This window comes from Sphingopyxis sp. LC363 (genome assembly GCF_000756385.1).
GTDB lineage: Bacteria > Pseudomonadota > Alphaproteobacteria > Sphingomonadales > Sphingomonadaceae > Sphingopyxis.
Window position 1 is genome coordinate 161,165 of the sequence record NZ_JNFC01000012.1, and the last position, 25,282, is coordinate 186,446.

Annotated in this window: 25 protein-coding genes and 1 other RNA gene; 19 read left to right on the forward strand and 7 right to left on the reverse strand. The window is 65.7% G+C overall.

Features of this window, described 5'->3' with window-relative positions; genetic code table 11:
* The first annotated feature begins 2 nt into the window (after nt 1-2).
* From FG95_RS06090 to FG95_RS06100, 3 genes are all read left to right on the forward strand, one after another.
* Nucleotides 3-875: an alpha/beta fold hydrolase gene (locus FG95_RS06090; protein WP_037554689.1), complete on the forward strand. Its 873-nt coding sequence runs from the start codon at nt 3-5 to the stop codon at nt 873-875.
* A gap of 99 nt (nt 876-974) precedes the next feature.
* Complete coding sequence (locus FG95_RS06095; RefSeq protein ID WP_037554690.1) at nt 975-1,760, forward strand: polyphosphate kinase 2 family protein; 786 nt, start codon at nt 975-977, stop codon at nt 1,758-1,760.
* Between the two features lie 55 nt (nt 1,761-1,815).
* Nucleotides 1,816-2,352 carry a J domain-containing protein gene (locus FG95_RS06100; protein WP_037554691.1) on the forward strand — a complete coding sequence of 179 codons (537 nt, stop codon included), beginning with the start codon at nt 1,816-1,818 and terminating at the stop codon, nt 2,350-2,352.
* Between the two features lie 156 nt (nt 2,353-2,508).
* Here the strand turns inward: FG95_RS06100 and mtgA are convergent, their stop codons facing one another.
* Nucleotides 2,509-3,216, reverse strand: coding sequence for a monofunctional biosynthetic peptidoglycan transglycosylase (gene mtgA / locus FG95_RS06105; protein ID WP_037554692.1), 708 nt, complete (start codon nt 3,214-3,216; stop codon nt 2,509-2,511).
* A 91-nt stretch (nt 3,217-3,307) separates the two neighbouring features.
* On the opposite strand from mtgA, the gene FG95_RS06110 reads away from it, so the two are divergent.
* Nucleotides 3,308-4,108 (forward strand): transporter, encoded by an 801-nt coding sequence (locus tag FG95_RS06110; protein ID WP_052182136.1) that lies wholly within the window; start codon nt 3,308-3,310, stop codon nt 4,106-4,108.
* Between the two features lie 4 nt (nt 4,109-4,112).
* On the opposite strand, the gene rpoH is transcribed toward FG95_RS06110, so the two are convergent.
* Both rpoH and FG95_RS06120 read right to left on the reverse strand, forming a co-directional pair.
* Nucleotides 4,113-5,015, reverse strand: a complete 903-nt coding sequence (rpoH, locus tag FG95_RS06115) for an RNA polymerase sigma factor RpoH (protein WP_037554693.1) — start codon at nt 5,013-5,015, stop codon at nt 4,113-4,115.
* Between the two features lie 77 nt (nt 5,016-5,092).
* Nucleotides 5,093-6,049, reverse strand: coding sequence for an RluA family pseudouridine synthase (locus FG95_RS06120; protein ID WP_037554695.1), 957 nt, complete (start codon nt 6,047-6,049; stop codon nt 5,093-5,095).
* A 171-nt stretch (nt 6,050-6,220) separates the two neighbouring features.
* Here FG95_RS06120 and FG95_RS06125 point away from each other — a divergent pair, with 171 nt between their 5' ends.
* On the forward strand, nt 6,221-6,862 hold the full coding sequence (locus tag FG95_RS06125) for a histidine phosphotransferase family protein (RefSeq protein WP_037554697.1): 642 nt from the start codon (nt 6,221-6,223) through the stop codon (nt 6,860-6,862).
* Between the two features lie 21 nt (nt 6,863-6,883).
* On the opposite strand, the gene FG95_RS06130 is transcribed toward FG95_RS06125, so the two are convergent.
* Entirely contained in the window at nt 6,884-7,492 is a 609-nt protein-coding gene (locus FG95_RS06130; protein ID WP_052182137.1) for an OmpA family protein, read from the reverse strand.
* The gene (locus FG95_RS20720; RefSeq protein WP_161786537.1) at nt 7,489-8,046 is read right to left on the reverse strand and encodes a hypothetical protein; all 558 of its coding nucleotides are present in this window, start codon (nt 8,044-8,046) and stop codon (nt 7,489-7,491) included. Before FG95_RS20720 ends, FG95_RS06130 begins: the two co-directional genes overlap by 4 nt.
* Before the next feature lie 163 nt (nt 8,047-8,209).
* On the opposite strand from FG95_RS20720, the gene FG95_RS06140 reads away from it, so the two are divergent.
* The 8 genes from FG95_RS06140 to FG95_RS20900 all read left to right on the forward strand — a co-directional run bounded on the left by FG95_RS06140 (nt 8,210) and on the right by FG95_RS20900 (nt 14,922).
* Nucleotides 8,210-10,642, forward strand: coding sequence for a chemotaxis protein CheA (locus FG95_RS06140; protein ID WP_235211477.1), 2,433 nt, complete (start codon nt 8,210-8,212; stop codon nt 10,640-10,642).
* Nucleotides 10,639-11,076 carry a chemotaxis protein CheW gene (locus FG95_RS06145; RefSeq protein ID WP_052182138.1) on the forward strand — a complete coding sequence of 146 codons (438 nt, stop codon included), beginning with the start codon at nt 10,639-10,641 and terminating at the stop codon, nt 11,074-11,076. The genes FG95_RS06140 and FG95_RS06145 overlap by 4 nt, the downstream gene beginning before the upstream one ends.
* A 76-nt stretch (nt 11,077-11,152) precedes the next feature.
* Nucleotides 11,153-11,527, forward strand: coding sequence for a response regulator (locus tag FG95_RS06150; protein ID WP_037554703.1), 375 nt, complete (start codon nt 11,153-11,155; stop codon nt 11,525-11,527).
* 68 nt (nt 11,528-11,595) lie between these two features.
* The gene (gene cheB / locus FG95_RS06155) at nt 11,596-12,645 is read left to right on the forward strand and encodes a chemotaxis-specific protein-glutamate methyltransferase CheB (RefSeq protein ID WP_268746857.1); all 1,050 of its coding nucleotides are present in this window, start codon (nt 11,596-11,598) and stop codon (nt 12,643-12,645) included.
* The gene (locus tag FG95_RS06160) at nt 12,642-13,511 is read left to right on the forward strand and encodes a CheR family methyltransferase (protein WP_052182140.1); all 870 of its coding nucleotides are present in this window, start codon (nt 12,642-12,644) and stop codon (nt 13,509-13,511) included. Before cheB ends, FG95_RS06160 begins: the two co-directional genes overlap by 4 nt.
* Before the next feature lie 67 nt (nt 13,512-13,578).
* Entirely contained in the window at nt 13,579-14,268 is a 690-nt protein-coding gene (locus tag FG95_RS06165; RefSeq protein ID WP_037554705.1) for an N-acetylmuramoyl-L-alanine amidase, read from the forward strand.
* Nucleotides 14,269-14,306: 38 nt separating this feature from the next.
* An RNA gene (gene rnpB / locus FG95_RS19815) (RNase P RNA component class A) lies at nt 14,307-14,692 on the forward strand.
* Nucleotides 14,693-14,766: 74 nt separating this feature from the next.
* Nucleotides 14,767-14,922 carry a hypothetical protein gene (locus tag FG95_RS20900; RefSeq protein WP_200880159.1) on the forward strand — a complete coding sequence of 52 codons (156 nt, stop codon included), beginning with the start codon at nt 14,767-14,769 and terminating at the stop codon, nt 14,920-14,922.
* Between the two features lie 582 nt (nt 14,923-15,504).
* On the opposite strand, the gene greB is transcribed toward FG95_RS20900, so the two are convergent.
* Entirely contained in the window at nt 15,505-15,993 is a 489-nt protein-coding gene (gene greB, locus FG95_RS06170) for a transcription elongation factor GreB (protein WP_037554706.1), read from the reverse strand.
* Nucleotides 15,994-16,000: 7 nt separating this feature from the next.
* A complete protein-coding gene (locus tag FG95_RS06175; RefSeq protein WP_037554707.1) occupies nt 16,001-18,031 on the reverse strand; it encodes a lytic transglycosylase domain-containing protein in 2,031 nt (676 codons plus the stop codon).
* Nucleotides 18,032-18,131: 100 nt separating this feature from the next.
* Between FG95_RS06175 and dapA the strand changes: the two genes are divergently transcribed.
* From dapA to FG95_RS06205, 6 genes are all read left to right on the forward strand, one after another.
* Entirely contained in the window at nt 18,132-19,007 is an 876-nt protein-coding gene (dapA, locus tag FG95_RS06180) for a 4-hydroxy-tetrahydrodipicolinate synthase (RefSeq protein WP_037554709.1), read from the forward strand.
* A gap of 9 nt (nt 19,008-19,016) precedes the next feature.
* A complete protein-coding gene (gene smpB, locus FG95_RS06185; protein ID WP_037554711.1) occupies nt 19,017-19,502 on the forward strand; it encodes an SsrA-binding protein SmpB in 486 nt (161 codons plus the stop codon).
* Nucleotides 19,499-20,128, forward strand: a complete 630-nt coding sequence (locus FG95_RS06190; protein ID WP_152567587.1) for a DUF2062 domain-containing protein — start codon at nt 19,499-19,501, stop codon at nt 20,126-20,128. The genes smpB and FG95_RS06190 overlap by 4 nt, the downstream gene beginning before the upstream one ends.
* 98 nt (nt 20,129-20,226) lie before the next feature.
* Complete coding sequence (locus tag FG95_RS06195; RefSeq protein ID WP_052182141.1) at nt 20,227-22,281, forward strand: M13 family metallopeptidase; 2,055 nt, start codon at nt 20,227-20,229, stop codon at nt 22,279-22,281.
* 89 nt (nt 22,282-22,370) lie between these two features.
* A complete protein-coding gene (locus tag FG95_RS06200; RefSeq protein ID WP_200880162.1) occupies nt 22,371-24,755 on the forward strand; it encodes a hybrid sensor histidine kinase/response regulator in 2,385 nt (794 codons plus the stop codon).
* A complete protein-coding gene (locus FG95_RS06205) occupies nt 24,745-25,098 on the forward strand; it encodes a response regulator (RefSeq protein ID WP_037554712.1) in 354 nt (117 codons plus the stop codon). The genes FG95_RS06200 and FG95_RS06205 overlap by 11 nt, the downstream gene beginning before the upstream one ends.
* Nucleotides 25,099-25,282 lie beyond the last annotated feature (184 nt).

Below are 25,282 nucleotides of genomic sequence, written 5' to 3' on the forward strand. Positions count from 1 at the left end.
GGATGAGCGAACCCCGGGAGCACCGGCTGGAAACACCGGACGGCGAGATTTGCTGGTTCGAGTGGGGCGACCGTTCGGACCGGCCCTCGCTGCTCCTCCTCCACGCCACGGGCTTTCACGCGCGCCTGTGGGATCAGGTGGTTGCGGCCTTGCCTTCGGGCACGCACGTCATCGCGCCCGACCATCGCGGTCATGGACGTAGCTATCGCCCCGCGACCCTCGCCAGCTGGTCGGCGACCGCGGATGCGCTGCTGCCCTTGCTCGACGGCCTCGGCGGCCATCCGCTCGTCGGCTGCGGCCACAGCATGGGCGCCTATGTGCTGACCCGCCTCGCGTCGCAGCGGCCCGCCGCCTTCGCCCACCTCGTCCTGATCGACCCGGTGATCATGCACCCCGCCTTTTACGAGGGCGAGAGTGCCAAGCCGATTCCCGATCCCGCCGGCCATCCCGTCGCGCGGCGCCGCAACGTTTGGGCCGCCGCCGAAGAGATGCGTGCACGCTTCGCCGACCGCCCGCCCTATGCGAGCTGGGACCCGCACGTGCTCGCCGATTATTGCACCCATGGTCTGCTTCCCGCAGCCAATGGGGAAGGGTTCGAGCTGGCCTGCCCACCGGCTCTGGAGGCATCGGTCTATCAGAACGCGCTGCGCACCAGTCCGCACGAATGGTTGCACTATCTGTCGGTGCCCTCGACGTTAATCCGCGCCCCAACCGGCGAACGCGGCGGTGAACTCGACTTTTCATTGAGCCCGACCTGGACCGGCCTCGGTTCGGCGATCGGCGCCGAGCGTGACGAGCTGTGGGCCGAGCATAGCCATTTTATTCCGATGGAGAATCCGGCGCGCGTCGCCGCACTGCTCGCCAATTTTCTCTGATAAGGACGCGCCCAGTTAAATCGGTCCGTGCTGTGCCAGAAAATGACATCGGCGCATCGCCTGCTTGGTGCGAAGGGCGACGCGCGCTAGGGTGGGCGGATGAGCATTGCCCTTTCCGATTATGAAACCGCCGCCAAATATGACGGCGACTATTCCGACGATCTCGGGGAGCTCGAGGATCGGCTCGAACGGCTCCAGGCCGCGCATATCATCCACGGCCAGCGCAGCATTATCATGTTCGAAGGCTGGGATGCGGCGGGGAAGGGCGGGATCATCCAGCGGCTGACCGCGTCGCTTGACCCGCGCTTTTTCGAGGTCTGGCCGATCGGCGCACCGACCGACGAGGAAAAGGCGCGCCATTTCCTCTGGCGCTTCTGGAAACGCCTGCCCGGCAATCGCGAAATTTCGATCTTTGACCGCAGCTGGTACGGCCGCGTCCTCGTCGAGCGTGTCGAAGGCTTCGCGAGCGAGGCCGAATGGCGCAAGGGCTATGACGAGATCAACGAGTTCGAAGCGCAACTGACCGGCAGCGCGACCAATCTCGTCAAGCTGTTCGTCCATATCACGCAGGAGGAGCAGGACGAGCGTTTCGCCGCGCGCCTCGACGACCCGTGGAAGCGCTGGAAGACCGGAATCGAAGATTATCGCAACCGGTCGAAACGCAAGGACTATCTCGCCGCGATCGAAGAAATGTTTGCGCAGACAAGCACGCGCTGGGCGCCGTGGAAGGTGATCGACGGCAACAACAAGAAGGCCGCGCGTATCGCGGCGCTGACCCACATTGTCGAAACGCTCGAGGCGGCGGTGCCGATGACGCCGCCCGACCGCGATCCGGCGGTCGTCAAACTCGCGGCGAAAGCGTTTGGGTACAAGCCCAAAGACTAGGTTTTTCGGCCCGCTCGGCTAGCAATTCCGGCCCTCCGCCGCTACATGGGATGGAATGAGCCGCGCCAAGAGATCCGACGACTGGGGTTTTCCCCGCTGGCGCGCCTATGGCTCGTCGCGCGAGACGCAGAAGGTGCGCCTGTGCGACCGGCATGGCTGCACCAACCCCGGCAATTGCCCCGCGCCCAAATCGCCGAACAGCCCCGAACGCTGGTATTTCTGCGAAGCGCACGCTGCCGAATATAATCGCGGCTGGGACTATTTCGCCGGCCTTTCGGCCGAGGACGCCGCGGCGCGCGCCGCCGAGGAGGCGCAGGGTGCACGCAGCTATGCCCGTGCGCAGCATTATGCGTGGGGCGGATCGGGCGACGGCAGCCGCAGCGCCGACGAAATGCGCGCGCTCGAAATCCTCGACCTCGAGCCCGATGCCGATTTCGAGGCAACGAAAAAGGCGTGGCGCAATCTTGCCAAGGAATGCCACCCCGACGTCAAGCCCGGCGACGCCGAGGCCGCAAAGCGCTTCGCGGCGGGGCAGGCGGCGTTCGAAGTGCTCAAACAGGCCGAAGAGCGCAAGAGCTGGAAGCCGGCCTAGCGGCGATCCGGTTGAGGCGTGGCTGTTGGCGGCCGGTTGCTGACCCACCCATAATCGTCACCCCGGACTTGATCCGGGGTCCATGACTCCGGCGCCGCGGTGGATCCCGATCAAGTCCGGGATGACGAATGACTGGAAACCACCCCGGCGAAACCGCTATTTATAAACGCACGCATCCAGCCCGTCGCGCCGCACCACGCCGATACGCGCGGTGATCGTGTTGCCGTAACGCCGCGTGAAGCCCGACGGGCTGATCGCCTCGCGCTTCTTGGGCAGCGGCAGGATCGCCGCGATCCGCGCCGCCTCGCGCGGAGTCAGCTTGGCCGCGCCATGCTTGAAATAGCGCTGCGCGCCCGCCTCGACGCCATAGGTGCCGATGCCCGTCTCGGCGACGTTGAGGTAAACCTCCATGATCCGCCTTTTGCCCCAGATCGTCTCGATCAGGAAGGTGAACCACACTTCGGGTACCTTGCGGACATAGCGCGTCCACCCGCTGCCCTGCCACAGGAAGACATTCTTCGCGGTCTGCTGGCTGACCGTCGATCCGCCGCGCAGCTTCTTGCCCTTGGCGTTGCGCTCGATCGCCTCTTCGATCGCGTCGCGGTCGAAGCCCTTATGGCTGCAGAATTTGCCGTCCTCGGCCGCGATCACCGCGCGCACCATGTTGCGGTCGATGTTCGACAGGCTTTCCCAATCCTTGGTGATGCCGTTGCTGTCGAGCAGCATTGTCAGCGTCACAGGCGGCGGCACGACGACGTAGACGAGCACCCACACGACCGAGATGACGACGAACCAGAGCAGCCATTTGAACGGACGGAGATACCAGGGGAGCTTGCGCTTCTTCGCGCGGGAGGAGGTTGCCATGGCGGCAAATTAACCGCTTGCCGTTTCGAGGCAAGCGGGCTTGATAGGTCGATCGGGTTTCGGAAAGAAAAGCGACGAAAGAGAGGCTCCGATGCCACTTCGATCCGTCCTGCTCGTCGCTGCGCTCACTTTCACCGTGCCGGCGCTCGGGCAAGATGGGCGCCGCGATCTTTGCCCCGACCGGCCGGGGCTGGGGACGCCCGCCTGCACACTCGATTCGGGCGCAACGATGCTTGAGACCGGGATCGCCGACTGGACGCTCGACCGCGATGCCGACAGCCGCACCGACAGCTTCGCCTTCGGCGGCGCGCTGCTCCGCACGGGACTTACGCCGTCGCTCGAAGCCCAGATAGGCTGGACGATGCTCGGCCATGTGCGCGAGCGCGACCGGCCGACCGGCGATGTTGCGCGATGGACGCGAACCGGCGACGTCACGCTCGCGCTGCGCCAGAATCTCATCAATCCCGACAGCTCGGGCTTCTCGGCCGCGCTGATGCCTTACGCCACGCTGGCGGTGGGCGGGGAGGGAGTCGGGGCGGGCGACTGGGGCGCGGGGCTGATCGTGCCGGTCAGTTTCGAACTCGGCGCGATTTCGCTCGGGCTCTCGCCGCATGTCGATGCGGCGGTCGATGCCGATGGCGACGGGCGCCACCTCGCCTATGGATCGGTCGCCGGCCTGGGGTTCGCCCTGTCGGACGAGGTGTCGGCGACGGCCGAACTGTCGCTGACCCGCGACCGCGATCCCGGCGGGCATGCGACCGAGGCTCTGGCCGGTCTGTCGCTGGGATGGGAGTCCGGCGCCGACAGCCAATGGGACATGGGCGTCAATGCCGGGCTCAATCGTAACAGCGCCGACATTCAGCTCTACGCGGGCTACGCCCGGCGTTTCTGAGCAGTCAGGCCCCGACGAGGCGCCGGTCGCCCGCGAGCTTGAGCATCGCCTTTTGCAGCTTTTCGAACGCACGCACCTCGATCTGGCGGACGCGCTCGCGGCTGACGTCATAGACTTGGCTCAAATCCTCGAGCGTCTTGGGGTCGTCGGTCAGGCGGCGCTCGGTCAGAATGTGGCGCTCGCGTTCGTTGAGCGTCTCGAGCGCCTCGTTGAGCAGCGCATGCCGCACGTCGCGTTCCTGCGCTTCGGCGACGCGTTCGTCCTGCAGCGGGCCTTCGTCGCCGAGCAGATCCTGCCACTGGCTGTCGCCATCCTCGCCCATGGGCACGTTGAGCGAGGTGTCGCCGCCCATCGCCATGCGGCGGTTCATGCTGACGACCTCGTCCTCGGTCACGCCAAGGTCGGTCGCGATCTTGGCGACATGCTCGGGCGACAGGTCGCCGTCCTCGAAGGCTTCGAGATTGTTCTTCATCCGGCGGAGGTTGAAGAACAGCTTCTTCTGCGCCGCGGTGGTGCCCATCTTGACGAGGCTCCACGAGCGGAGGATGAATTCCTGGATCGAGGCGCGGATCCACCACATCGCATAGGTCGCGAGGCGGAAGCCGCGTTCGGGGTCGAACTTCTTCACGCCCTGCATCAATCCGATATTGCCTTCGCTGATCAACTCGCTGACCGGCAGGCCATAGCCGCGATAACCCATCGCGATCTTCGCGACGAGGCGGAGGTGCGAGGTGACGAGTTGCGCCGCCGCCTCGCTGTCTTCATGCTCCTGAAAACGCTTGGCGAGCATATATTCCTGCTCGGGCGTCAGAAGCGGAAATTTGCGGATTTCGGCCAGATAGCGGTTCAGGCTCGCCTCACCGCCGAGCGCGGGCACCACTGCCGGAACGTTGCTTTTGTTAGCCATAGCGTCTTCCCTAAAATTCCAGAGGAGAGATATGCCGCGGTTGACATCCACGGTCAAAATAGATTTTCATTCGAAACCTAAACGCGCAATTCATCGATCAGTTCCCGCATGTCCGCTGGGAGTTCGCTGTCGAGCGCGATCCTGTTACCGGTCACCGGATGAATAAAGCCCAAATGGGCCGCGTGCAATGCCTGCCGCGCGAAATGCCGCGCTTTCAGCACCTCCGACAGCGGCTTTTTGGCCCGGCCATAGACCGGATCGCCGACGAGCGGATGGCCGATATGCGCCATATGGACGCGCACCTGGTGGGTGCGCCCGGTTTCGAGCCGGCATTCGACGAGCGTCGCGTTCTTCAGCGGTTCGACCGTCCGGTAATGGGTGACCGCACGCTTGCCGCGTCCTTCGGCGACCACCGCCATTTTCTTGCGGTGGGTAGCAGACCGGCCGAGCGCGGCATCGACGGTGCCGTTCGCGGGCATCGGGCGCCCGGTCGCGATCGCGAGGTAGCGGCGGTCGATGCTGTGCGCGGCGAATTGCTTCGCGAGCCCTTCGTGCGCCTTGTCGTGCTTGGCGGCGACGATCAGCCCGCTCGTGTCCTTGTCGATCCGGTGGACGATCCCCGGGCGCGCGACACCGCCGATTCCCGACAATTGCCCCGCGCAATGATGGAGCAGCGCATTGACCATCGTGCCGTCGAGATTGCCCGCGGCGGGATGGACGACCATCCCGGCGGGCTTGTCGATGACGATCAGATGCTCGTCCTCGAACGCGATGACAAGGTCCATGTCCTGCGCGACGTTATGCGCGGGCTTCGCGGCGGGCAGGCGAACCTCGATCGTCGCGGGCGCAGCGGCTTTGGCCGACGGGTCCCACAAGATCGTGCCGCTCGCATCGGCAACGCGGCCGCCCTTGATCAGCGTCTTCAACCGCTCGCGCGAAAGGGATGGGAGCGCTTCGGCGAGCGCCCGGTCGAGCCGCAACCCGGCCGCGCGATCCTGAAGCGTCACGGTAAGTATCTCGTCGTCCCCCAACATCGCTGGGGATATGGGGCCGGGGCACCGATTTTCAAGGGGCGGAGGCGCGCGCCCGATGACGGCGAGTGAGGTGAATGGACCAGGAACCAGCTTGCCCTCGCGCCTATCCCTGCCCTAGGAGCGATCCACGCCGGAAATATCCGGCCACTGCGCTGGGGAGCCTGTTCATCCATGTCCGACGATCGCGTCGATTTCGCCTCGATGCTGGCTTCGCGCCTGTGTCACGACCTCTTGAGCCCGGTCGGCGCCTTCGCCAACGGCCTCGAACTGCTCGCCGACGAAAAAGACCCCGACATGCGGGCGCGCTGCATCGAATTGCTCGAGCAGAGCGCGCGCACCTCGGCGAACAAGCTCAAATTCTTTCGCCTTGCCTTCGGTTCGGCGGGCGGCTTCGGCGAACTCGTGCCGGCCGATGAAGCCAAATCGGCAATCCAGGGCATCATTGGCGACCGCGCGATCGAGCTTAACTGGATGATCGGCAGCGATCCGCTGCCCAAGCCGGCGGTCAAGATCATCCTCAACCTCGCGCTGCTGCTCGTCGATGCGCTGGTGCGCGGCGGCCGGCTCGATATCGGCTGCGAAAAGCAGGCGGAAGGCATCGAAATCGCGCTGCACGTAGAGGCCGAGCGGATTTTCCTCGATGCCGATGTCGAACGCATCCTCGCCGAAGGCGAAGGCGCAACCGCCATGACCTCGCGCACCGCGCCCGCGGTACTGGTGCAGGCGGTCGCGCGGCAGAGCGACGGCACTGTGATGCTGGCGCGCGAGACGCCGACCTCGCTGCTCGTCGGCGCGGTACTTAGAGGGCGCTGACGGCCTTCTCCCGCGACGGCGTCACCCGGCGGGGGCTGACGATCGGCTGCCTGTTGTCGGCACAACCAGCTCGACCCGCCGGTTCTTTGCGCGCCCGGCGGAATCATCGCCGCCCGCGGCACTTTCGTTGGGCGCGATCGGCGCGGTTTCGCCCCGGCCCGACACCAGAAACTCGCGCTGGCGAACGCCGACCTGCTCGCGAAGCCAATCCGCGACGGTCTTCGCGCGCGCTTCGGAAAGCCTCTGGTTGTAGGCTTCATCGCCCTTGCTGTCGGTATGTCCGATCACCCGGATCGCCCCGGACGGGCTGCGGCGGATCATCTCGGTCGCCTTGCGCAGTTCCACCTCGGCCGCAGGGGTCAGCACGGCCTTGTCATATTCGAACAGCGCGTCGGCGGGCAGGTCGATGATCGTGCCCATGTCGGTGACCCGCGTCCGAAGCCCGCTGACCGCGCCCGTGAGCGGGCTGACTTTTGCGCTCAGGCTCGGGCCAGCCGGCGGTGGGGCCGGGTCGGCGGCAGCCGGCGTCGCGGTCGGGCTTTCGTCCTCGTTGGCGGCATCGGCCGGGGCGTTCGCCGAACAGCCACCGATCGAAGCGGCGGCGGCGACGGACAGAAGCGCCCGCTTCATCGCTGGACGGAAATGCCGTCGAAGGGCGCGACCCCGGGAAGATTGATCGAAACCGTGGGGCTGGTGGCCGGCGGCGCCGGAAATTTGGCCCACATCACGCCGGGCTTGGAGGTGCAATCGACCATCATATTGTCGTTATCAGGGCTGCTGCTGCGGCTGAGGTTCGACACCATCGCATTGCCTTCATTGTCCTTCAGCACGCCAATGCGCTGCGACGTGGCATCGTCGATCACGCTGACCTGGGCGACGCGGATCGTTTCGCGATTATATCGCTCGGGGCTCGAGCAACGCAGGGTGACCGTCAGGATATCGCCCGTGACCTTGACCGAAAGCAGGTCGACCTGCGAACCGTCGGGGCCGGGCTGCGACTGGATGACCGTCGCCGCGGGCATCGGCGTGACCGGCGGGGTTCCCGTTTCGGCTTTGGCCTCCTCGCGCACGACACCGCCGGTGGAGGTGTTCGTCGTGCCGTCTTGCGCCTGCTCTTCCTTCGTCGTGCACGCAGTCAGCACCAGCGCCGCCGCACCTGTCAGCGCAAATATCTTCAATCGCATGAAATTCCTCCCGGTCAGCTCGTGCCCGAATACGCGCAGCCGCGGGCAGGGTTCCCCCGCATTGCCCGCCGATCGCGCCGAGCGGTCGCGAAACAATGGTTTGCCCCCTCGCTTTCCCGTCGCCGGGCAGGCCAAGTAAAGCCAACCTTAACCATTGTCGGCCATGGTGAAGCCTCAGTTTTTGGGGCGCACCGGTACGGCGATGGACGATCTGCTGAACGACTTTTTGGCCGAAACGGCGGAAATCCTCGCCGAAGCGGGCGGGGCGATCGTCGCGTGGGAGGCGGATCCCACCGACCGCGCGCAGCTCGACGCCATTTTCCGTTTCGTCCACACGATCAAGGGCAGCTCGGGCTTCCTTGCCCTGCCGCGGGTCACGGCGCTGTCGCATGCCGCCGAAGATGCGCTCGATCAGGTGCGCCGCGGCAACCGCGCCGCGAACGCCGCGCTCGTCACGGGCGTGCTCGGCGTCCTCGACCGGCTGAACGAGCTGTGCGCCGCGCTTGGACAGGATGGAAGCGAACCTGCAGGCGACGACCGCGACGTCATCGGCGCCTTGGTTCAGCGGGCGGAGGCGGATGCCCCGCACGAAATCGCGGGGGTTCCGCTGCGCCGGGAGGACGATCTTGGCGCCGATCTGCAAAGCTGGCGTTCGATCCGCGTCCCGCTGCCGCTGCTCGACAGCGTGATGACGGGCGTCACCGACATTGTGCTCGCGCGCAACGAATTCGCCCGGATGCTGCGCGAATCGGGGGCGGACCTGTCGCTGATCGCCTCGTTCGACCGTCTGTCCGATTCGATCGCGGGAATGCGGCAGTCGGTCAGCCAAATGCGGATGCAGCGGATCGACAAGCTGTTCGCGCCGCTGCCGCGCATCGTCCGCGATCTGGCGCAGGAATTGGGCAAGAAAATCGCTTTCCAGACGAGCGGCGGCGAAGTCGAACTCGACCGCGAAATGATGGAGAATATCCGCGATCCGTTGATCCATATCGTCCGCAACGCGATCGATCACGGCGTCGAGCCGCTCGAGGATCGCGTCGCGGCGGGCAAGGAGATTACGGCGACCATTTCGGTGTCGGCGCGCCAGTCGGGCAATCAGATCGAAATCGAAATCCGCGACGACGGCCGCGGGCTCTCTCCCGATGCGCTCGTCGCAAAGGCCATCGCGGCGCGCCTTGTGACCGCGACCGAAGCGCGCGCGCTGGGGCCGAAGGAAAAGCTCGAGCTGATCTTCCGGCCGGGATTCTCGACCGCTGCGAAGGTCACCGCCATCTCCGGCCGCGGCGTCGGGATGGATATCGTCAAGGCGAATGTCGAAAAGATCGGCGGCATTGTCGAACTGCGCAACGACGAGGGCCGCGGACTGACGATCCTGCTTCGTGTGCCGATGACGCTGACGATCATCTCGGGCCTGATGGTGCGTGCAGCGGGGCAATATTTCGCGATTCCACGCGGTGCGGTGCGTGAAATCCTGCTCGAAAGCGGCGATACGGTGCGTATCGACCGGGTCGGCGGCGGCGAATTGGCGACGGTGCGCGAAGAGCAATATCCGCTGCTCCGCCTCGAAACCATACTCGGCCGCGAGCGCCACGATGGCGACGACGTCGACGATCGTGCGCTGGTCATCGTCCGGCCGGGGCAGGGGCAAAGCTATGCGCTGAGCGTCGCCGCGATCCACGATCATGAGGAACTGGTGATCAAGCCCGCCGCGCCGATGATCATGGCGACCGGGCTTTATGCCGGAACCACGCTCCCCGACAACGGCCGCCCGGTGCTGCTGCTCGACGTTCAGGGTCTGCTCGCCGCCGCCGCCATCGATGCGAGCGAGGCGGGCCGCAGCCGCGACCGGACCGCCGAAGCCGAAGCCGAGGCGGTGGCAGCGCGCAATGCCGCGCAGCTTTTGCTCTTCCGCGACACGAACGCCCGCATTCGCGGCATTCGTCTGTCGGTGATCGAGCGGGTCGAGGAAGTGCCGGTGTCGGCCTTGTTCGAAAGCGCGGGGCGGATACAGGCCCAGATCGGCGACGAAATCTTCCCGGTGCATGCTGCGGCGCTGCCTGGGGGTCAAGGAACGCTGAAACTCCTTCGCCTCTACGACGGTCAGGCGGTGCTCTGTTACCCGATTGCGGAGGTGATCGACATCGTCCGCCTGCCCGACGCGGTGCAGCCGTCGGCGGCGCCGGGGCTGGTCGCCGGTGTCGTGCTCGTCGGCGGCGAGCCGGTCGAGCTCATCGATCCCTTCTGGCTGATGGAGCAATATGCCGCGGGCGCGGCGACTGCTCTGACTCCGCGCCAGCCACTGTGCCGGCTTGCCGACGATCGCGACGGCTGGGGCGACAATTTCCTCGCCCCGATCCTGCGCAGCGCCGGTTACCGGGTGATCGCGGACGGCGACCCGTCCGACGAGGCGCCTGACGTGCTGCTCTGCCTCACCGGCGACGACGCGCTCTGCTTGCAGCTCGCCGGGGGTGTGCCGGTGATCCGGCTGCGCACGTCGATCGCGGCGGCGGGACCGGAGGACGAAACCGTCTATCGCTACGACCGCCAGGCGCTGCTCGATGCGATGCGCCGCAGCGTCGGGGGAGCGGGCAAATGATGGAAAAACTCTATCTCGTCGCGCGCATCGCCGACACGCGCGTCGCGCTGCGCAGCCGCGCGATCCATTCGGTCGTCACCGTCGGCACTCCGGTCGAGGTGCCCGGTGCGCCGCCGCATGTCGCGGGGCTTTTCGCGTTGCGCAGCCGCGTCTTCACCCTCGTCGATCCGCATGTCGTCATCGGCCTTTCCGCGGTGCCCGTGGCGCCGGGACAGCGGGTGATCGTCGTCGAGGTCGCCGAGCATGGCTATGCGTTGCTCGCCGACGAAATCGAGGATGTCTGTTTTATCGAGGCGCCCGAGACGCGCATCACCGGCAAGCTGCTTCCCGGGTGGGCGCGCGTCGCCGACGCGGTGATCGAATATCAGGGCGCTTCGCTGCTCGTCGTCGACCCGTCCAACTTTATCTCGCTGCCTACCTTAATTGCCGCATGAATCTGGCCGTTTATTAACGGGCTGCACACGCCTTGGCGGTAAACATCCCAAATTCCCGGGGGTCGGAGTTAATTGAATGTCGAAATCTTGTCTGGTGGTCGATGACAGCAAAGTCATTCGCAAGGTCGCGCGCCATATCCTTGAAAGCATGTCCTTTGCCGTCGATGAAGCGGCCGACGGGCAGGAGGCGCTGACCTTTTGCCGCGCCAATCGGCCCGACGTGATCCTGCTCGACTGGAATATGCCGGTGATGAGCGGCATGGAGTTCCTCGGCGCGTTCAACGATCTCGACTATGGGCATCACGAGCGGCCGCGCGTCGTTTTCTGCACCACCGAAAACAGCATCGACCATATCCGCGCCGCGATCGAGGCGGGCGCCGACGAATATGTGATGAAGCCGTTCGACCGCGAAACGCTGGAAGGAAAATTGCAGCTCGTCGGCATCGCCTGAATCCGGAAACCCTGCGCGTGGCTCAACCGCAACCCCTGATACCGGACCCGGAGCCAACCGCACGCACCGTGCGCGTGATGCTCGTCGACGACAGCCTCGTCGTTCGCAGCATCCTCGAACGGATCGTCGATCAGCGCGCGGGGCTCAAAATCTGCGCTTCGGTCGCCTCGGCGCAGGACGCGCTCGACTATCTCTCGCGCGAGCCCGTCGATGTCGTCGTGCTCGACGTCGAAATGCCGGGCATGAACGGCATCGACGCGCTGCCGCACATATTGGAACGCGCCGAAAAGGCCCGCGTGCTCATCCTCTCCTCGAACTGCGTTGAGGGCGGCCCCGCCGCGATCGAGGCGCTCGCGCTCGGTGCTAGCGACACGCTTGCCAAGCCCGGGCGCGGCAGCTTTTCGGGGCGCTTCGCCGATGTGCTGACCGAGCGGATCATGACGCTCGGCCACCGGCAGGACCATCCGGCGCCGGTGCCGGCCGCCGAACGCCGCGCGTCGCAGCCGGCCGCGCTCGCGATCGACACCGACCAGCCGATCGAGTGCATCGCGGTCGCGGCGTCGACCGGCGGCATTCCCGCCTTCACCAATTTCCTCGCGCACCTCGATCCGCGGATCAGCGCACCGATCCTGCTGACCCAGCATCTGCCCGACGCCTTCATGGAGTTTTACGCGAAGCAGATCGGGATGATGACGGCGCGCCGGGTGCGCGTCGCCGAAGCGGGCATGGCGATCGAACCAAACTCTATCTATCTCGCGCCCGGCAACGCGCATCTGATCGTCGTCGAGGGCGCCCGGCGCCGCGAAATCGCGCTCGATCATCACCCCGTCGACAATGGTTGTTGTCCGTCCGCCGACCCGATGCTCGCTTCGGTCGCCGGCGTCTATGGCAAGGGCGGCATCGCCGTGATCCTCAGCGGCATGGGCCGTGACGGCGCGATCGGCGCGGCGCGATTGAAGGATGCGGGCGGAACGATCTTCGCGCAGGCGCCCGAAAGCTGCGTGATCTGGGGCATGCCGGGCGCGGTGGCGAAGTCGGGCATCGCCGCGGTGACGCTCAATCCTGACGCGATCGCGCTGATGCTCGGCAGCTTCCTGCCCGGAAGGCGCAAGTCATGATGGGGGGCAGCGCCAGCGAATCGGCCTATCGCGTCCTGATGGGCGTGCTCGAATCGCGCACCGGGCAGACGCTTTCGCCCAGCCGCATCTGGCGGATCGAAATGTCGCTCAAACCGGTGATGCAGCGTCACGGCATCGCCGATCTCGACGCGCTGGTCGCCGCGCTCGTCACCTCGACCAGCCGGGCACTGCTCGACGATACGGTCGACGCCATGCTCAACAACGAGACCTATTTCTATCGCGAATACAGCGTTTTTGACGAGATAGCTGCGACAGCACTCGAGCAAATTCGCGAGATCAACAAGCTGCGCCGCCGGCTGACGATCTGGCATTGCGGCGTATCGACGGGACAGGAAGCCTATTCGATGGCGATGCTGATCGCCGAACAGGGCGCGAAATGGGCGGGGTGGCAGGTCGATATCGTCGGCACCGACGTCAGCCATCATGCGATCGGCCGCGCGCGCGTCGGCCTCTACACTCAGTTCGAGATTCAGCGCGGGCTGCCCGTCCAACGAATGGTGCGCTGGTTCGATCAGACCGAGGGCGGCTGGCTCGCCAAGGCGGATATCAGGCGCCGGATTGACTTTTCGGTGCAGAATATGCTCACCGACCGGCCGCCGCTGGCGAGCCCGGCGGACCTCATTTTCTGCCGCAACCTGCTGCTCTATTTTTCGGCACCGATGCGCCAGAAAGCCTTTGCGCGGCTGCGCGCGATGGCGGCGCCGCAAAGCTTCCTCGTTCTCGGCGCCGGCGAAACGGTGCTTGGGCAGACCGACCAGTTCGTCGCGAGCCCGCGCCTGCGCGGCCTTTACGAACCCGCCGACCAGCAGGTCCGCCGGCCAGATTCGCGCTCGATCGCCGCCTGACCTTGCTTTTTGCGCCCCGCTGGCGCAATCGACGGATTGGCAAGAACAGGATGGACCCGCAAAGCGCATGAGCGATTTTATCGAACGCTGGTCTCCCAACTTCGACGAGCGTTCGCTGCCCATTTCGATGATCATTCTCCACTATACCGGTATGAAGACCGGTGCCGAAGCCATTGATTGGCTTGCCAATCCAGAGGCGAAGGTGTCGGCGCACTATGTCGTCAGCGAGGACGGCCAGATCACCCATATGGTGCCCGAGGACAAGCGCGCCTGGCACGCGGGCAAATCGCACTGGCGCGGCGTCAGCGACATCAATTCGGCGAGCGTCGGGATCGAGATCGTCAACCCGGGGCATGAATGGGGCTATGTGCCCTTTCCCGACCCGCAGATCGCCTCGGTCGTCCGTCTCGTCCACATGGTCAAGGACCGCCACGCGATCACCCGCGGCAATGTCGTCGGCCATTCGGATATCGCCCCGACGCGCAAACAGGATCCGGGCGAGCTTTTCCCCTGGGAGGAACTTGCGCGCCGCCGCCTCGCGCTGCCGCGCCCCACAAAGAAGCTCACCGATCCCTTGTGGACCGACGCGGGCTTCCTGCTCGCGCTCGAACGCTTCGGTTATGACGTGACCGACGGCTTCGCGGCGACGGTGGCGTTCCAGCGGCGTTTCCGCCCCGAACTGATCGACGGCACGATCGACGGCGAATGCCGCGCGATCCTGCTCGCGCTGTTGCTGCCGCAGCCCGAGGGCAATTGACTCGTCAAACTCGGCAGGAAGGCTTATAATCATCCGCGCCAGAGGGTCGGGCGATCGCCGCCGCGCAAGCGGGGGAGGAAAGTCCGGGCTCCACGGAAACCACGGTGCCGGATAACGTCCGGCGGGCCGGTCCGAAGGGCCGGTTCAGGGAAAGTGCCACAGAGAGCAGACCGCCAAAGGCCTCGGCCCGGCGAAAGGTGAAAGGGTGCGGTAAGAGCGCACCGCGCGGACGGTAACGGACGCGGCACGGCAAACCCCACCGGGAGCAAGGTCGAATAGGGATGGCACGGATTTATCCAGGGTCGGTTCCGGCCCCGCCGTCCGGGTTGACTGCTTGAGCGTTCGGGCAACCGTCCGCCTAGAGGAATGATCGCCTATCCCCGCAAGGGGGGGACAGAACCCGGCTTACAGACCCTCTGGCAACTCTCTCCAGGCCCCGCGTGCGGGAACGCCCGCACACGGGCCGCGTTCTGAAGAAACCAGAAAGGGAGACGAACCATGAAAGTCGTCGATGACCATGTCGAAGTGACCGAGACCGAGGCAAGCAGCGGGGTAAAGGGACATAATGTCCGCTATGTACTGGCCATTTCGTTGATCGCGGTGATCATCATACTGTCGGCGGTGTGGATCATTCCGGCGCTGCTGCAGCCGTGATCTTTCCTCCATTATAGTCGGCCCGGCATCGGATTATTGGCCGTTAGCGCTTCATCCACTTTGTCGATGGTGACGCGCGCAACGCTGCATGGAATGTCAGTTTTGGGGTGGGGAGCGGACATTCCACAACCGTCGCCCCCGCGAAGGCGGGGGCCGCTAGCGGCCTTACTCAGCGGCATTGTGTAAAACGACAGCGGCCCCCGCCTTCGCGGGGGCGACGGCTAGGTTCGGTCGCTTCCCGTCGTAGCGCGCATCTAGCAAAGCCCGAAGCTACTCTGCCTTATTTTTGAGCGCCGCAGCGCTTCTGAACTTTTCAATCGCAGCCTGCTTGGCAGCTCTGCTCTGGCCGAACGGGTCACCGACATGATCTAAACTCCCGTCCAGTTTCGGCACCGACTGGTGAGCGCGCGCCTTCCTGCGAGCGCTCCCCGTTCTCGTACGGCTGGCTGATACGACGCTAGACATACTCCGCAGATAACATGAAGTCCGAGAAAGCCAAATGTCCGCAATCGGTCGAAAGCCGTCGTTCCCCCCATTGATTCGTTTGGGTAAGTTTGGCGAACGTGAGGATAGGGGCGAAAATCAAGCGGTGGGATAGCCGACCCCCATCACTTCCCATTCCTTCGGCCCGGCGGGGAGCTGCACGGTGCGCAGATCGCCCACCGCAGCGCCGCGTAACGCGCGGGCGAGGGGGCTGTTCCAGCCGATCCGGCCTTCGCCGGCCTCGGCCTCGTCATCGCCCACCAATGTGACCACGCGCCGCGCATCGTCGTCATCGGCAAGCTCGACCGTCGCGCCGAACCAGATGCGACTCTTGTCGGGTTGCTCGGCCGGGTCGACGACGCGCGCCGCCTTCATGCGCCGGGCAAGAAAGCCCAGGCGCCGGTCGATCTCGCGCAGCCGCTTGCGGCCATAGATATAGTCGCCATTCTCGCTGCGGTCGCCGTTGCCTGCGGCCCAGCTGATCACCTCGACCAGCTTGGGCCGCTCCTGTCCAAGCAGCGCGTCATATTCGGCGCGCAGCGCGGCATAGCCCGCAGGGCTGATGATGTTCGTCTTGTCCCCCGCCATGCGGTTCTTACCCCGGCGTGCGCTTGCCGAGGTAGAAGCTCAGCGGGGCCTTCGCCCGCGCGGTGCCGCCGTCGCGCAGCGTGTCATAGACCACCGCATTTTCGAGCACGCGCTGGACATAATTTTTCGTCTCGAAGATCGGGATCGCCTCGATCCAGTCGATAATGTCGACCGCGCCGGTGCGCGGATCGCCGTTGGCGCGCAGCCATTTGTTCACATTGCCGGGGCCGGCATTATAGGCCGCGACCGCGAGCGGATAGCTGCCGCCATAATAGCGCAGCATCTGCTGGAAATAGGTCGACCCCAGGGTCATGTTGTAGTTGGTGTCGGTGGTCAGCGATCCCGCGTCGTAACTCATCCCCAGCTTGCCCGCGACTTCGCGTGCGGTGCCCGGCATCAGCTGCATCATGCCGCGCGCGCCGGCATGGCTGATCGCGGCGCGGTCGAACTGGCTTTCCTGCCGCGTGATCGCGTGGATGAAGGTCCAGTTGCTTTCGTGGCCCGACGGCACGCGCACCGTCGGGAAGCCCGACACCTCGACCGCGTCGAGGCTGTTCGCCTGCGCGCTGCGTCCGATCATCACGCCCAGGTCGGGGCGCCCGATTTGCTTGGCAAGCTGCCCGGCGAGCACATGGTCGGCGGGGGAGCTGGCCTGTTGCGCGAGCGCGCGCAGGAACGCCGATTGTTCGCGCCATGCGCCGATCTCGCCGAGCGCGCGTGCGGCGCGCACCAGCCGGTCGTCCTCGAACGCGCGGCGCTCGCCGCTGCTGACCTCGATCGTCGGGTCGGGCGTCGGCTTGGGCTGCGGGCGGTTCAGCCTTTCGAGCGAGAGCTGGCCGTAGAACTGGTCGTAATGCTGCGCCGCGTCGGTGAAATGCGCGTTTGCGCTGGTGCGGTCGCCCGCTGCCAGTGCCGCGCGGCCCGCCCAGTAAAAGCCCTTGGTGCGCGTCTGCGCCGAGCGTGCGGCTTCGCCATAGGCGCGAAAATGCCGCACCGCTTCGGCCGGGCGGCGCAGGTCGTTCAGCGCGAGCTGCCCGGCGAGCCAGGCGAGCGATGTGTAATCGTCGCGCACGCCGAGCGGGGTTTCGCGGACGACGGTGCCGGGCGGCAGCGCGTCGTCGAGCTGGCGCGCGATATTATAGGCGGTCAGCTTGTCGCCGCCCGAATCGGCAAGCCGTGCGTTGGTGAGCAAGGTTTCCAGCCATTCTTCGGCATCGGTCGGCGGTTTTGCCAGCGACCGCGGCGCGGCGAGCAGCGCGCGCGCTTCGCCGGCGCGCCCCGACGCACGCAGCCAGGTCGCTTTCGCGGTGATATAGCCGGGGTCGGTGCGCGTCAGCGACGGGTTCGCGCTTTCGACCGCCGCCGCCTGAAAAGCCGCGTCGACCGCGCCGCTGCGCATCGCGAGCCGTGCCGCGAAGATGCTGCGCTTGGCGGGCGAGGTGTAAGCGAGCTGGCGGCTCGCCGCCGCGGTCGCGTTGAGCCACAGCAGCTTGTCCATGCGCGCGTCATGGTCGGCGGGGGTGATCGCGCCGGGGAACATGCTGAGCGCGCGGCTCGTTTCATAATCGTCGAGCGGCCCGCTCGTCCACGCGCGGCGGACCGCGGCGTTGGCGTCCTCGCGCCGGCCTGCGGCGTTGAGCGCGAGGGCGTAGCGAAGCTGCCCGCTCGCGGTCTGCGGCGGATAGGACTGGAAATAGGCAAGGGTGCGCGCGGGGTCGTAGCTGTCGAGCGAGATCGCTTTCTCTGCTCGCGTGCGCAGCTTTTCGGCGTCGGGCCAGCCGCGGTTCGCCATCAGAAAGCGCGAAAGCTGGTCGAACGACGCGCCGGTGTTCGCGGTCAGGCGGCGCCACTCCATCACCGCATCGCCGACCGAATTGGGCGATGGCGGCGGTCCCGATACCGATGCGAGCCCCATCTGGGCGCGATACCAGGCCATTTGCTCGGGGGTGAGTTCGCTCGCATGGGCGACGGTGGGGATCAGGAGGGCCGCAGCGAGGGCCAGGCGGGAAATGCGGGGCAGCGTGGTCATGACGGCCATGTTAGTGCCAAACTCCTTGCGGGGCGCTGAATAGACGTTCAATAGCGGCGCGCTGGCCGGATTCTACCGGTCGCAACGGGTCGTTGTAAAGGAGCGGAGCATGTTTTCGGGTTCGATTCCCGCCTTGGTGACGCCATTCCGCGATGGGGCGTTCGACGCGCCCGCCTTTGCGCGCCTCGTGGATTGGCAGATCAAAGAGGGTACCAGCGCGCTGGTCCCGTGCGGAACGACCGGCGAGAGCCCGACGCTCGGCTTCGACGAACATTATCAGGTCATCGACACCTGTATCCAGGCTGCGGCGGGACGCGTACCCGTGATCGCCGGTTGCGGGTCGAACGACACCGCGACCGCGATCCGCCACATGCGCCACGCGCAAGCCGCCGGCGCGACCGCCGCGCTCGTCGTCGCACCCTATTACAACCGGCCGAGCCAGGAGGGGATGATCGCGCATTTCCGGGCGCTCGCCGACGCGAGCGACCTGCCGATCGTCGTCTACAACGTCCCCGGCCGCACCGTCGCCGACATCAGCGCCGAGACGATGTGCAAGCTCGCCGAAATCCCGAGCGTCGTCGCGATCAAGGATGCAAGCGGCGACCTCGCGCGCGTCACCGTGCATCGTGCGGGAGCGGGCAAGGATTTCTGCCAGCTCTCGGGCAACGACGACCTCTGGCTTCCGCACGCGGTGATGGGCGGTGTGGGCTGCATCTCGGTTACCGCCAACGTCGCCCCGCGCCTCTGCGCCGATTTCGCCGCGGCCTGCGCCGCTGGGGACTGGACACGCGCGCTGACGCTCCACGACCGGTTGTTCGATCTGCACAAGGCGATGTTCTCCGACACCTCGCCCGGACCGGTCAAATATGCGCTGTCGCGTCTCCACGACTGGTTTTCGCCCGAAGTGCGCCTACCTATCATCCCGGCGAACGATGCGTCGCGCGCCGCCGTCGACGCCGCATTGTCCGCGGCAGGAGTGATTTAAGCTTTCGTCATGGCCCGTCCGCAGTCCGCCGCCGAATTCGACAAGAAGAAAGTCGTCGCCGAAAACCGGCGCGCGCGCTTCGACTATGCGATCGAACAGGTGTTCGAGGCCGGCATCGCGCTGCAGGGCACCGAGGTGAAGTCGCTCCGCTTCGGCGAGGGCACGATTGCCGAGAGCTATGCCGAGGTAACCGGCGGCGAGGTGTGGTTGATTAACGCCAATATCCCCGAATTCAGCCACGGCAACCGCTTCAATCACGAGCCGAAGCGCCCGCGCAAGCTGCTGCTCAACTGGCGCGAGATCAACAAGCTGCACGCCGGCGTGATGCGCCAGGGCATGACGCTCGTCCCCCTGAGCGTCTATTTCAACAGCCGCGGCCGCGCGAAGGTCGAGCTCGCGCTCGCCAAGGGCAAGAAGGCGCACGACAAGCGCGAGTCGATCAAGGAACGCGACTGGAAGCGCGACAAGCAGCGGCTGATGAAGGACCGCGGATGAGCGGCGGTAAGCAGCGCGACCAAAAGGGGCGGGACAAGGCGGCGGTGATGAACTGGATCCGCCGCAACTCGCCGACGCGCGAGGAGCTGCTCGAAAGCCGCTTCATCAAGCCCTTCGCGCACCGGGTCGCGCACAGCCATTTGTGGCGCTTCACGCGCACCTCGGTGCCGCGCGGCACCGCGCTCGGGCTGTTCGTCGGCATCTTTTTCCTGATCCCCGGCGTGCAGATATTGGGTGTCGCGCTGCTCGCACTGCCCGTTCGCGCGAACATTCCGATCGGTGCGGCGATGACCTTCCTCTCGAACCCGGTGACGACGCCGTTCATCATCCTCGCCTCGGTGTGGCTCGGCGACTGGCTGTTCGGGCTTCACGCCAACAGCGCGACCTTTTCGGCGATGATCGAGCATGGCGCGTCGGCGGGCGAGTGGGTGCGCTGGGTGTTTTCGGACGCCGCGCCTGCAATGCTTGCGGGGCTGTTCGTGATCTCGGTCGTCTCGGCGGCGGTAGGCTATGTGCTCGCGACCCTGTTCTGGGACAATTGGATCCGCCTCCGCTGGCGGCGCAAGCTGGCGCGCGCACGCGACCAACGACTTGAGGCATCGACGAGCGACACGGCCGCCGGTTGAACCGCCCCGAAAACGGGGCCTATAGCTGTTGCATCGCTGATCCGCGGCGTTTTTCGACGGCGCGGATCGTCGCTTCAAATCGATAATCGGGGAATATCATGATTCGCTTGAAACTCTCTTCGCCGCTGCTGGCGACCGCCGCGCTTGGCGCGCTGACGCTTGCCGCCGTCCCGGCCACCGCACGGGAGCAGGCCGCGCCCGCCGCCCAAACCGATGCCAAGCCTGAAATCGGCGACTTCGGCTTCGATCTTTCGGGCATGGACAAGAGCGTCCAGCCGGGTGACGATTTCTATGCCTATGCCAACGGCACCTGGGCGAAGAACACCCAGATCCCGGCCGACAAGTCGAATTACGGCATGTTCACCGCGCTCGCCGACCTGTCGCAGAAGCGCACGCAGGAAATCCTCGAAGCGGCGAAGGCCGACCCGAACAGCATGATCGGGCGCGCCTATGCCTCCTATCTCGACGCGCCGGCGGTCGAGGCAAAGGGCCTCGCGCCCATCGAGCCCTGGCTGAACAAAATCCGTGCCGTCGACAAGGCCGGCCTCGCCGGGCTGCTCGCCGAAGCCGACCGCAGCGGCGTCCAGCATTTCTTCGGCGGCTATGTCGGGCAGGATGACAAGAATCCCGAGGTTTACATCTATACGATGTTCCAGGGCGGCATCGGCATGCCCGACCGCGATTTCTACCTGAAGGAAAATGAGCGGAACGCCAAGCTGCAGGCCGCATACCTGAAGCATCTCGAAAATATCCTGACGCTCGCGGGCGAAAAGGACGCCGCGGGGCGCGCCAAGGCGATCTATGACTTCGAAAAGCAGGTCGCGACCGTCCACTGGGACAAGAATGACAGCAGCGACGCGACCAAAGTCTATAACAAGATGACGATCGCCGAGCTGGCGCAGGCTGCGCCGGGTTTCGACTGGGCGACCTTCATCCGCGGCGTCGGCGTCAATGAGGATTCGATCCTCGTGTCGCAGCCGAGCGCCTTCACCGGCGAGGCGAAGCTGCTCGCCGATGCGCCGATCGGCGTGATCCGCGACATGCTGGTCGTGCGCAGCCTCGACGGCTTCTCGGGCGTGCTGCCCGACGCCGTCGCGCAGGAGGCTTTCTCCTTCTACGGCACCGCCTTGTCGGGCACACCGGAGATGCAGGAACGCTGGAAGCGCGCGGTCGACTTCACGACGGGCAATATGGGCGAGGCCGTCGGCAAGGATTATGTCGCGAAATATTTTCCGCCCGAAACCAAGGCGGCGATGGACATACTCGTCAAGAATGTGCTTGCCGCGCTCGACACGCGCATTACCAACCTGACGTGGATGCAGCCCGAAACCAAGGTGAAGGCGAAGAAGAAGCTCGCCAATTTCACGACCAAGATCGGCTATCCCGACCGCTGGAAAGATTATAGCACGCTCGAAATCAAGGCCGGCGACCTGTTCGGTAACGCGCTCCGCTCGAACCAGTTCGCGCACGACGACAATATCAGCCGCCTCGGCGGCCCGATCCGCCGCTGGGAGTGGGGAATGACCCCGATGACGGTGAACGCCTATGCCAATTTCGGGATGAACGAGATCGTCTTCCCCGCCGCGATCCTGCAGCCGCCCTTCTTCGATCCGCACGCCGACGATGCGATCAACTATGGCGGCATCGGCGCGGTGATCGGCCATGAAATCAGCCATCATTTCGACGATCAGGGCGCGAAATATGACGAGACCGGCAAGCTCGCAGACTGGTGGACCCCCGCCGACGTCGCGGCGTTCGAGGCGGCGGGCAAGGCGCTCGTCGCGCAATATGACGCCTATGAAGTCCTGCCGGGCGAAAAGCTCGATGGCACCTTCACGCTGGGTGAGAATATCGGCGACCTCGCGGGCCTGACGATCGCTTACGACGCCTATAAAAAGTCGCTGGGCGGCAAGGAAGCGCCGGTGATCGACGGGCTGACCGGCGACCAGCGCTTCTTCCTCGGCTGGGCGCAGGTCTGGCGCCGCAATTATCGCGAACAGAATCTGTCGCAGCGCATCACGACCGATCCGCATTCGCCCTCGATCCAGCGGACTTGGGTCTCGCGCAATCTTGACCCTTGGTATAAGGCCTATCAGATCAAGCAAGGCCAGAAGCTCTATCTGGCGCCCAAGGACCGCGTCCGCATCTGGTGATGCGCCATTAGGAAAGACAGCCGTTGACCGTGCAAAGCCTGCCCTCCGCTGATGGTGATGTCATCAGGGGAGCGGGCCCCGCCGGGCTCCTGTCAACGCCGGCCAGCCTGTCGCCGGTCGACAAGGCGATACTCGGCGGACTGGCTGCGCTGTCCGCCGCATTGCTGTTCTGGGCGACGCGCGACATGGTGTTGGCGGCGGGCTTCCTTGCCGGGCTTGCCGTTGCTGTGGGTGGCGTGCTGCTCGCGCGCCGCCTGTTCCCCGCGGCGGTGTCGGGGGAGGCGGTCGCGCCCGACTGGACGATGCTGCGCCAGGCGGTCAGTCACGACGATGTCGCGATCGCAGTGACCGACCGCGCGGGGCGGATGGTCTGCGCGAACGACCTGTTCGGAACATGGTTCAATGGCTTCGTGACGCCGCCGGGCCTGCCGCTCGAAGGGCGCGGCGCCGAAGAGCTGAAAAATGCCGGCCGCGTCGCGTGGCGCGACGGCGAGGGATATGCCGAAGATATCGCGATCGGCCCGCTGCAATTGCGTGCGCAGGTGACGCGCACAGGACAGTCGGAGGATTATCTCGTCTGGCGCTTCTCGGCGCTCGAACGGCTCGATCTCGTCGCTGAAATCGGCCGGCATCTCGACGGTCCCGCGGGGCGCACGCTTGGTCATTCGGGGGTGATGGCGGCGCTCGTCAGCTCCGAAGGGCGGCTGCGCGTCGCCAATCAGGCTTTCCTCCTCCGCGCGCTGGGTGAGGATGACGCGGTTCATTATGCCGGCCGCGACGTCGCGCCGATGATCCGCCTCGACGATGCCGGCGCGCTCTATTTCGCGCGCGAAGGCGACCGCGCGCCCCCGGTGCGCCTGATCCAGATCCCGCTCGCCCCCGCCGACAGCAACACGCCGATGCTGCTCGCGCTGCTCGACGAGGAAATGGGCCCGACCGACCGTGGCACCGCACAGACCTATGTCGAAACCCTGCTGTCGCTGCTGCCTTTCGGGCTCGCGATGGTCGATCGCGACGGGCGCTTCCTTTACATGAACCGCGCCTTCGTCCGCGCGGCGAGCCTGCCCGAGGGTAAAATGCCGCGCTACCCCGGCGACATCGTCGTGGGTGAGGACAAGGGGCCGCTCGCCGACATGATCCGCCGCCACAGCAGCGGGCAGCAGGTCGGCGGCGACCTGTCGATCCGCCTCGCGGGACAGAGCGGCGATCCGGTGTCGATGCGCGTCGTCGGCGTGCGCGGGCTGGGCGAGGCCGCGGTGCTCCTGAGCCTGAAGGATTCGAGCGAGGAATCGCGCCTCAAGCGTCAGGTCGCGCAGGCGTCGAAGATGCAGGCGGTCGGCCAGCTCGCGGGCGGCGTCGCGCATGATTTCAACAATATCCTGACCGCGGTGCTCGGCGCGTGCGACCTGATGCTGATGCGCCACACGCCGGGCGACAGCGATTATGATGATATTCAACAGATCCGCAGCAACGCCAATCGTGCCGCCAGCCTGACGCGGCAATTGCTCGCCTTCTCGCGCCAGCAAACATTGCGGCCGCAAATCCTGCAGCTCCCCGACGTGATCTCCGAAGTGTCGCATCTTTTGAAGCGGCTGATCGGCGAGACCGTCCAGCTCTCGGTACATCATGGCCGCGGGCTCGGCGCGGTGCGCGCCGATCCGGGCCAGCTCGAACAGGTGATCATCAACCTCGCGGTCAATGCGCGCGACGCGATGCCGGGCGGCGGAACGCTGACGATCGAAACCTATCCGGTCTCGGCGGCCGACGTGCGCCAGATGGGCAATGAATTCATGCCGCCCGCCGATTATTGCGCGCTCAAGGTCAGCGACACCGGCACGGGCATTCCCGCCGATGTGCTGCCCAAGATTTTCGAACCCTTCTTCACGACCAAGGATGTCGGCAAGGGGACCGGGCTCGGGCTTTCGACCGTCTATGGCATCATCAAGCAGTCGGCGGGCTTCATCTTCGCCGACAGCAAGCCGGGGCAGGGGACGAGTTTTTCGATCTATCTGCCCGTCCATCGCGCCGGGGGCGATACGTCTTCGGTCGTGCCACCGCCGGCCAAGCCGAAGAAGAGCCAGTGGGGCACCGGGACCATTCTGCTCGTCGAGGATGAGGATATGGTGCGCGCGGTCGCGGAACGTGCGCTGACCCGTGCGGGTTATAAGGTCGTCACCGCTTCGCAGGGCGAAGAGGGACTCGAACGCTTTGCGCAGATGGAGAAGGTCGATTTGATCATCAGCGACGTCGTGATGCCGACGATGGACGGCCCGGCGATGGTGCGCGCGATGCGCGCCAGGCGCCCCGACCTGCCCGTCCTTTTCATGTCGGGCTACGCCGAGGAACAACTGCGTCAGTCGATCGACATCGACGACGTCGCCTTCCTGCCCAAGCCCTTTTCGGTCGCGCAGCTCGCCGAGGCGACTTCGGCGGCGCTCGACGACGCCGCGCATCGGGTGCCGAATGGTCAGTAACCATCGCATCCTGCTCGTCGAGGACGATGTGCTGATCGGCATGATGCTCGCCGACATGTTCGACGCGCTCGACCTGCCCGAACCAGCGCAGGCGACGAGCAACGAGGAAGCGCTCGCGCTCATCGCCGCCGAACCGCTCGGCGGCGCGCTCGTCGACATCAACCTCGGCGACGAAAAGGGCTGGCCGGTCGCCGACGCGCTTGCCGCCAAAAATATTCCCTTCGCCTTCACCTCGGGCGGAGGCGACGTCATTCCGCCCGCGCACGCGCATCGCACGCTGATCACCAAGCCTTTCCGGATCAGCGATATCGAGGCGGCGCTGGAGGAATTTGGGGCGCAATAGCCCGTCGCCCCCGCGAAGGCGGGGGCCGCTGGAGGCTTGTCCGGCGGTGAAGTGCGAGTCCGGCAACGGCCCCCGCCTTCGCGGGGGCGACGATATCCAAGCGATAATATTTTGTTCCCCTCTTGTTCCATGAGAACAAATATGGCACATGGTTCGGGCGTTGCGATGCTTCCGCTGTCGCTCT

What these genes read in the sequence shown, in the direction of transcription:
- FG95_RS06090 (WP_037554689.1), top strand. Translation starts at nt 3, where the DNA reads ATGAGCGAACCCCGGGAGCACCGGCTGGAAACACCGGACGGCGAGATT.
- FG95_RS06095 (WP_037554690.1), top strand. Translation starts at nt 975, where the DNA reads ATGAGCATTGCCCTTTCCGATTATGAAACCGCCGCCAAATATGACGGC.
- FG95_RS06100 (WP_037554691.1), top strand. Translation starts at nt 1,816, where the DNA reads ATGAGCCGCGCCAAGAGATCCGACGACTGGGGTTTTCCCCGCTGGCGC.
- mtgA (WP_037554692.1), bottom strand. Translation starts at nt 3,216, where the DNA reads ATGGCAACCTCCTCCCGCGCGAAGAAGCGCAAGCTCCCCTGGTATCTC.
- FG95_RS06110 (WP_052182136.1), top strand. Translation starts at nt 3,308, where the DNA reads ATGCCACTTCGATCCGTCCTGCTCGTCGCTGCGCTCACTTTCACCGTG.
- rpoH (WP_037554693.1), bottom strand. Translation starts at nt 5,015, where the DNA reads ATGGCTAACAAAAGCAACGTTCCGGCAGTGGTGCCCGCGCTCGGCGGT.
- FG95_RS06120 (WP_037554695.1), bottom strand. Translation starts at nt 6,049, where the DNA reads ATGTTGGGGGACGACGAGATACTTACCGTGACGCTTCAGGATCGCGCG.
- FG95_RS06125 (WP_037554697.1), top strand. Translation starts at nt 6,221, where the DNA reads ATGTCCGACGATCGCGTCGATTTCGCCTCGATGCTGGCTTCGCGCCTG.
- FG95_RS06130 (WP_052182137.1), bottom strand. Translation starts at nt 7,492, where the DNA reads ATGAAGCGGGCGCTTCTGTCCGTCGCCGCCGCCGCTTCGATCGGTGGC.
- FG95_RS20720 (WP_161786537.1), bottom strand. Translation starts at nt 8,046, where the DNA reads ATGCGATTGAAGATATTTGCGCTGACAGGTGCGGCGGCGCTGGTGCTG.
- FG95_RS06140 (WP_235211477.1), top strand. Translation starts at nt 8,210, where the DNA reads ATGGTGAAGCCTCAGTTTTTGGGGCGCACCGGTACGGCGATGGACGAT.
- FG95_RS06145 (WP_052182138.1), top strand. Translation starts at nt 10,639, where the DNA reads ATGATGGAAAAACTCTATCTCGTCGCGCGCATCGCCGACACGCGCGTC.
- FG95_RS06150 (WP_037554703.1), top strand. Translation starts at nt 11,153, where the DNA reads ATGTCGAAATCTTGTCTGGTGGTCGATGACAGCAAAGTCATTCGCAAG.
- FG95_RS06160 (WP_052182140.1), top strand. Translation starts at nt 12,642, where the DNA reads ATGATGGGGGGCAGCGCCAGCGAATCGGCCTATCGCGTCCTGATGGGC.
- FG95_RS06165 (WP_037554705.1), top strand. Translation starts at nt 13,579, where the DNA reads ATGAGCGATTTTATCGAACGCTGGTCTCCCAACTTCGACGAGCGTTCG.
- FG95_RS20900 (WP_200880159.1), top strand. Translation starts at nt 14,767, where the DNA reads ATGAAAGTCGTCGATGACCATGTCGAAGTGACCGAGACCGAGGCAAGC.
- greB (WP_037554706.1), bottom strand. Translation starts at nt 15,993, where the DNA reads ATGGCGGGGGACAAGACGAACATCATCAGCCCTGCGGGCTATGCCGCG.
- FG95_RS06175 (WP_037554707.1), bottom strand. Translation starts at nt 18,031, where the DNA reads ATGGCCGTCATGACCACGCTGCCCCGCATTTCCCGCCTGGCCCTCGCT.
- dapA (WP_037554709.1), top strand. Translation starts at nt 18,132, where the DNA reads ATGTTTTCGGGTTCGATTCCCGCCTTGGTGACGCCATTCCGCGATGGG.
- smpB (WP_037554711.1), top strand. Translation starts at nt 19,017, where the DNA reads ATGGCCCGTCCGCAGTCCGCCGCCGAATTCGACAAGAAGAAAGTCGTC.
- FG95_RS06190 (WP_152567587.1), top strand. Translation starts at nt 19,499, where the DNA reads ATGAGCGGCGGTAAGCAGCGCGACCAAAAGGGGCGGGACAAGGCGGCG.
- FG95_RS06195 (WP_052182141.1), top strand. Translation starts at nt 20,227, where the DNA reads ATGATTCGCTTGAAACTCTCTTCGCCGCTGCTGGCGACCGCCGCGCTT.
- FG95_RS06205 (WP_037554712.1), top strand. Translation starts at nt 24,745, where the DNA reads ATGGTCAGTAACCATCGCATCCTGCTCGTCGAGGACGATGTGCTGATC.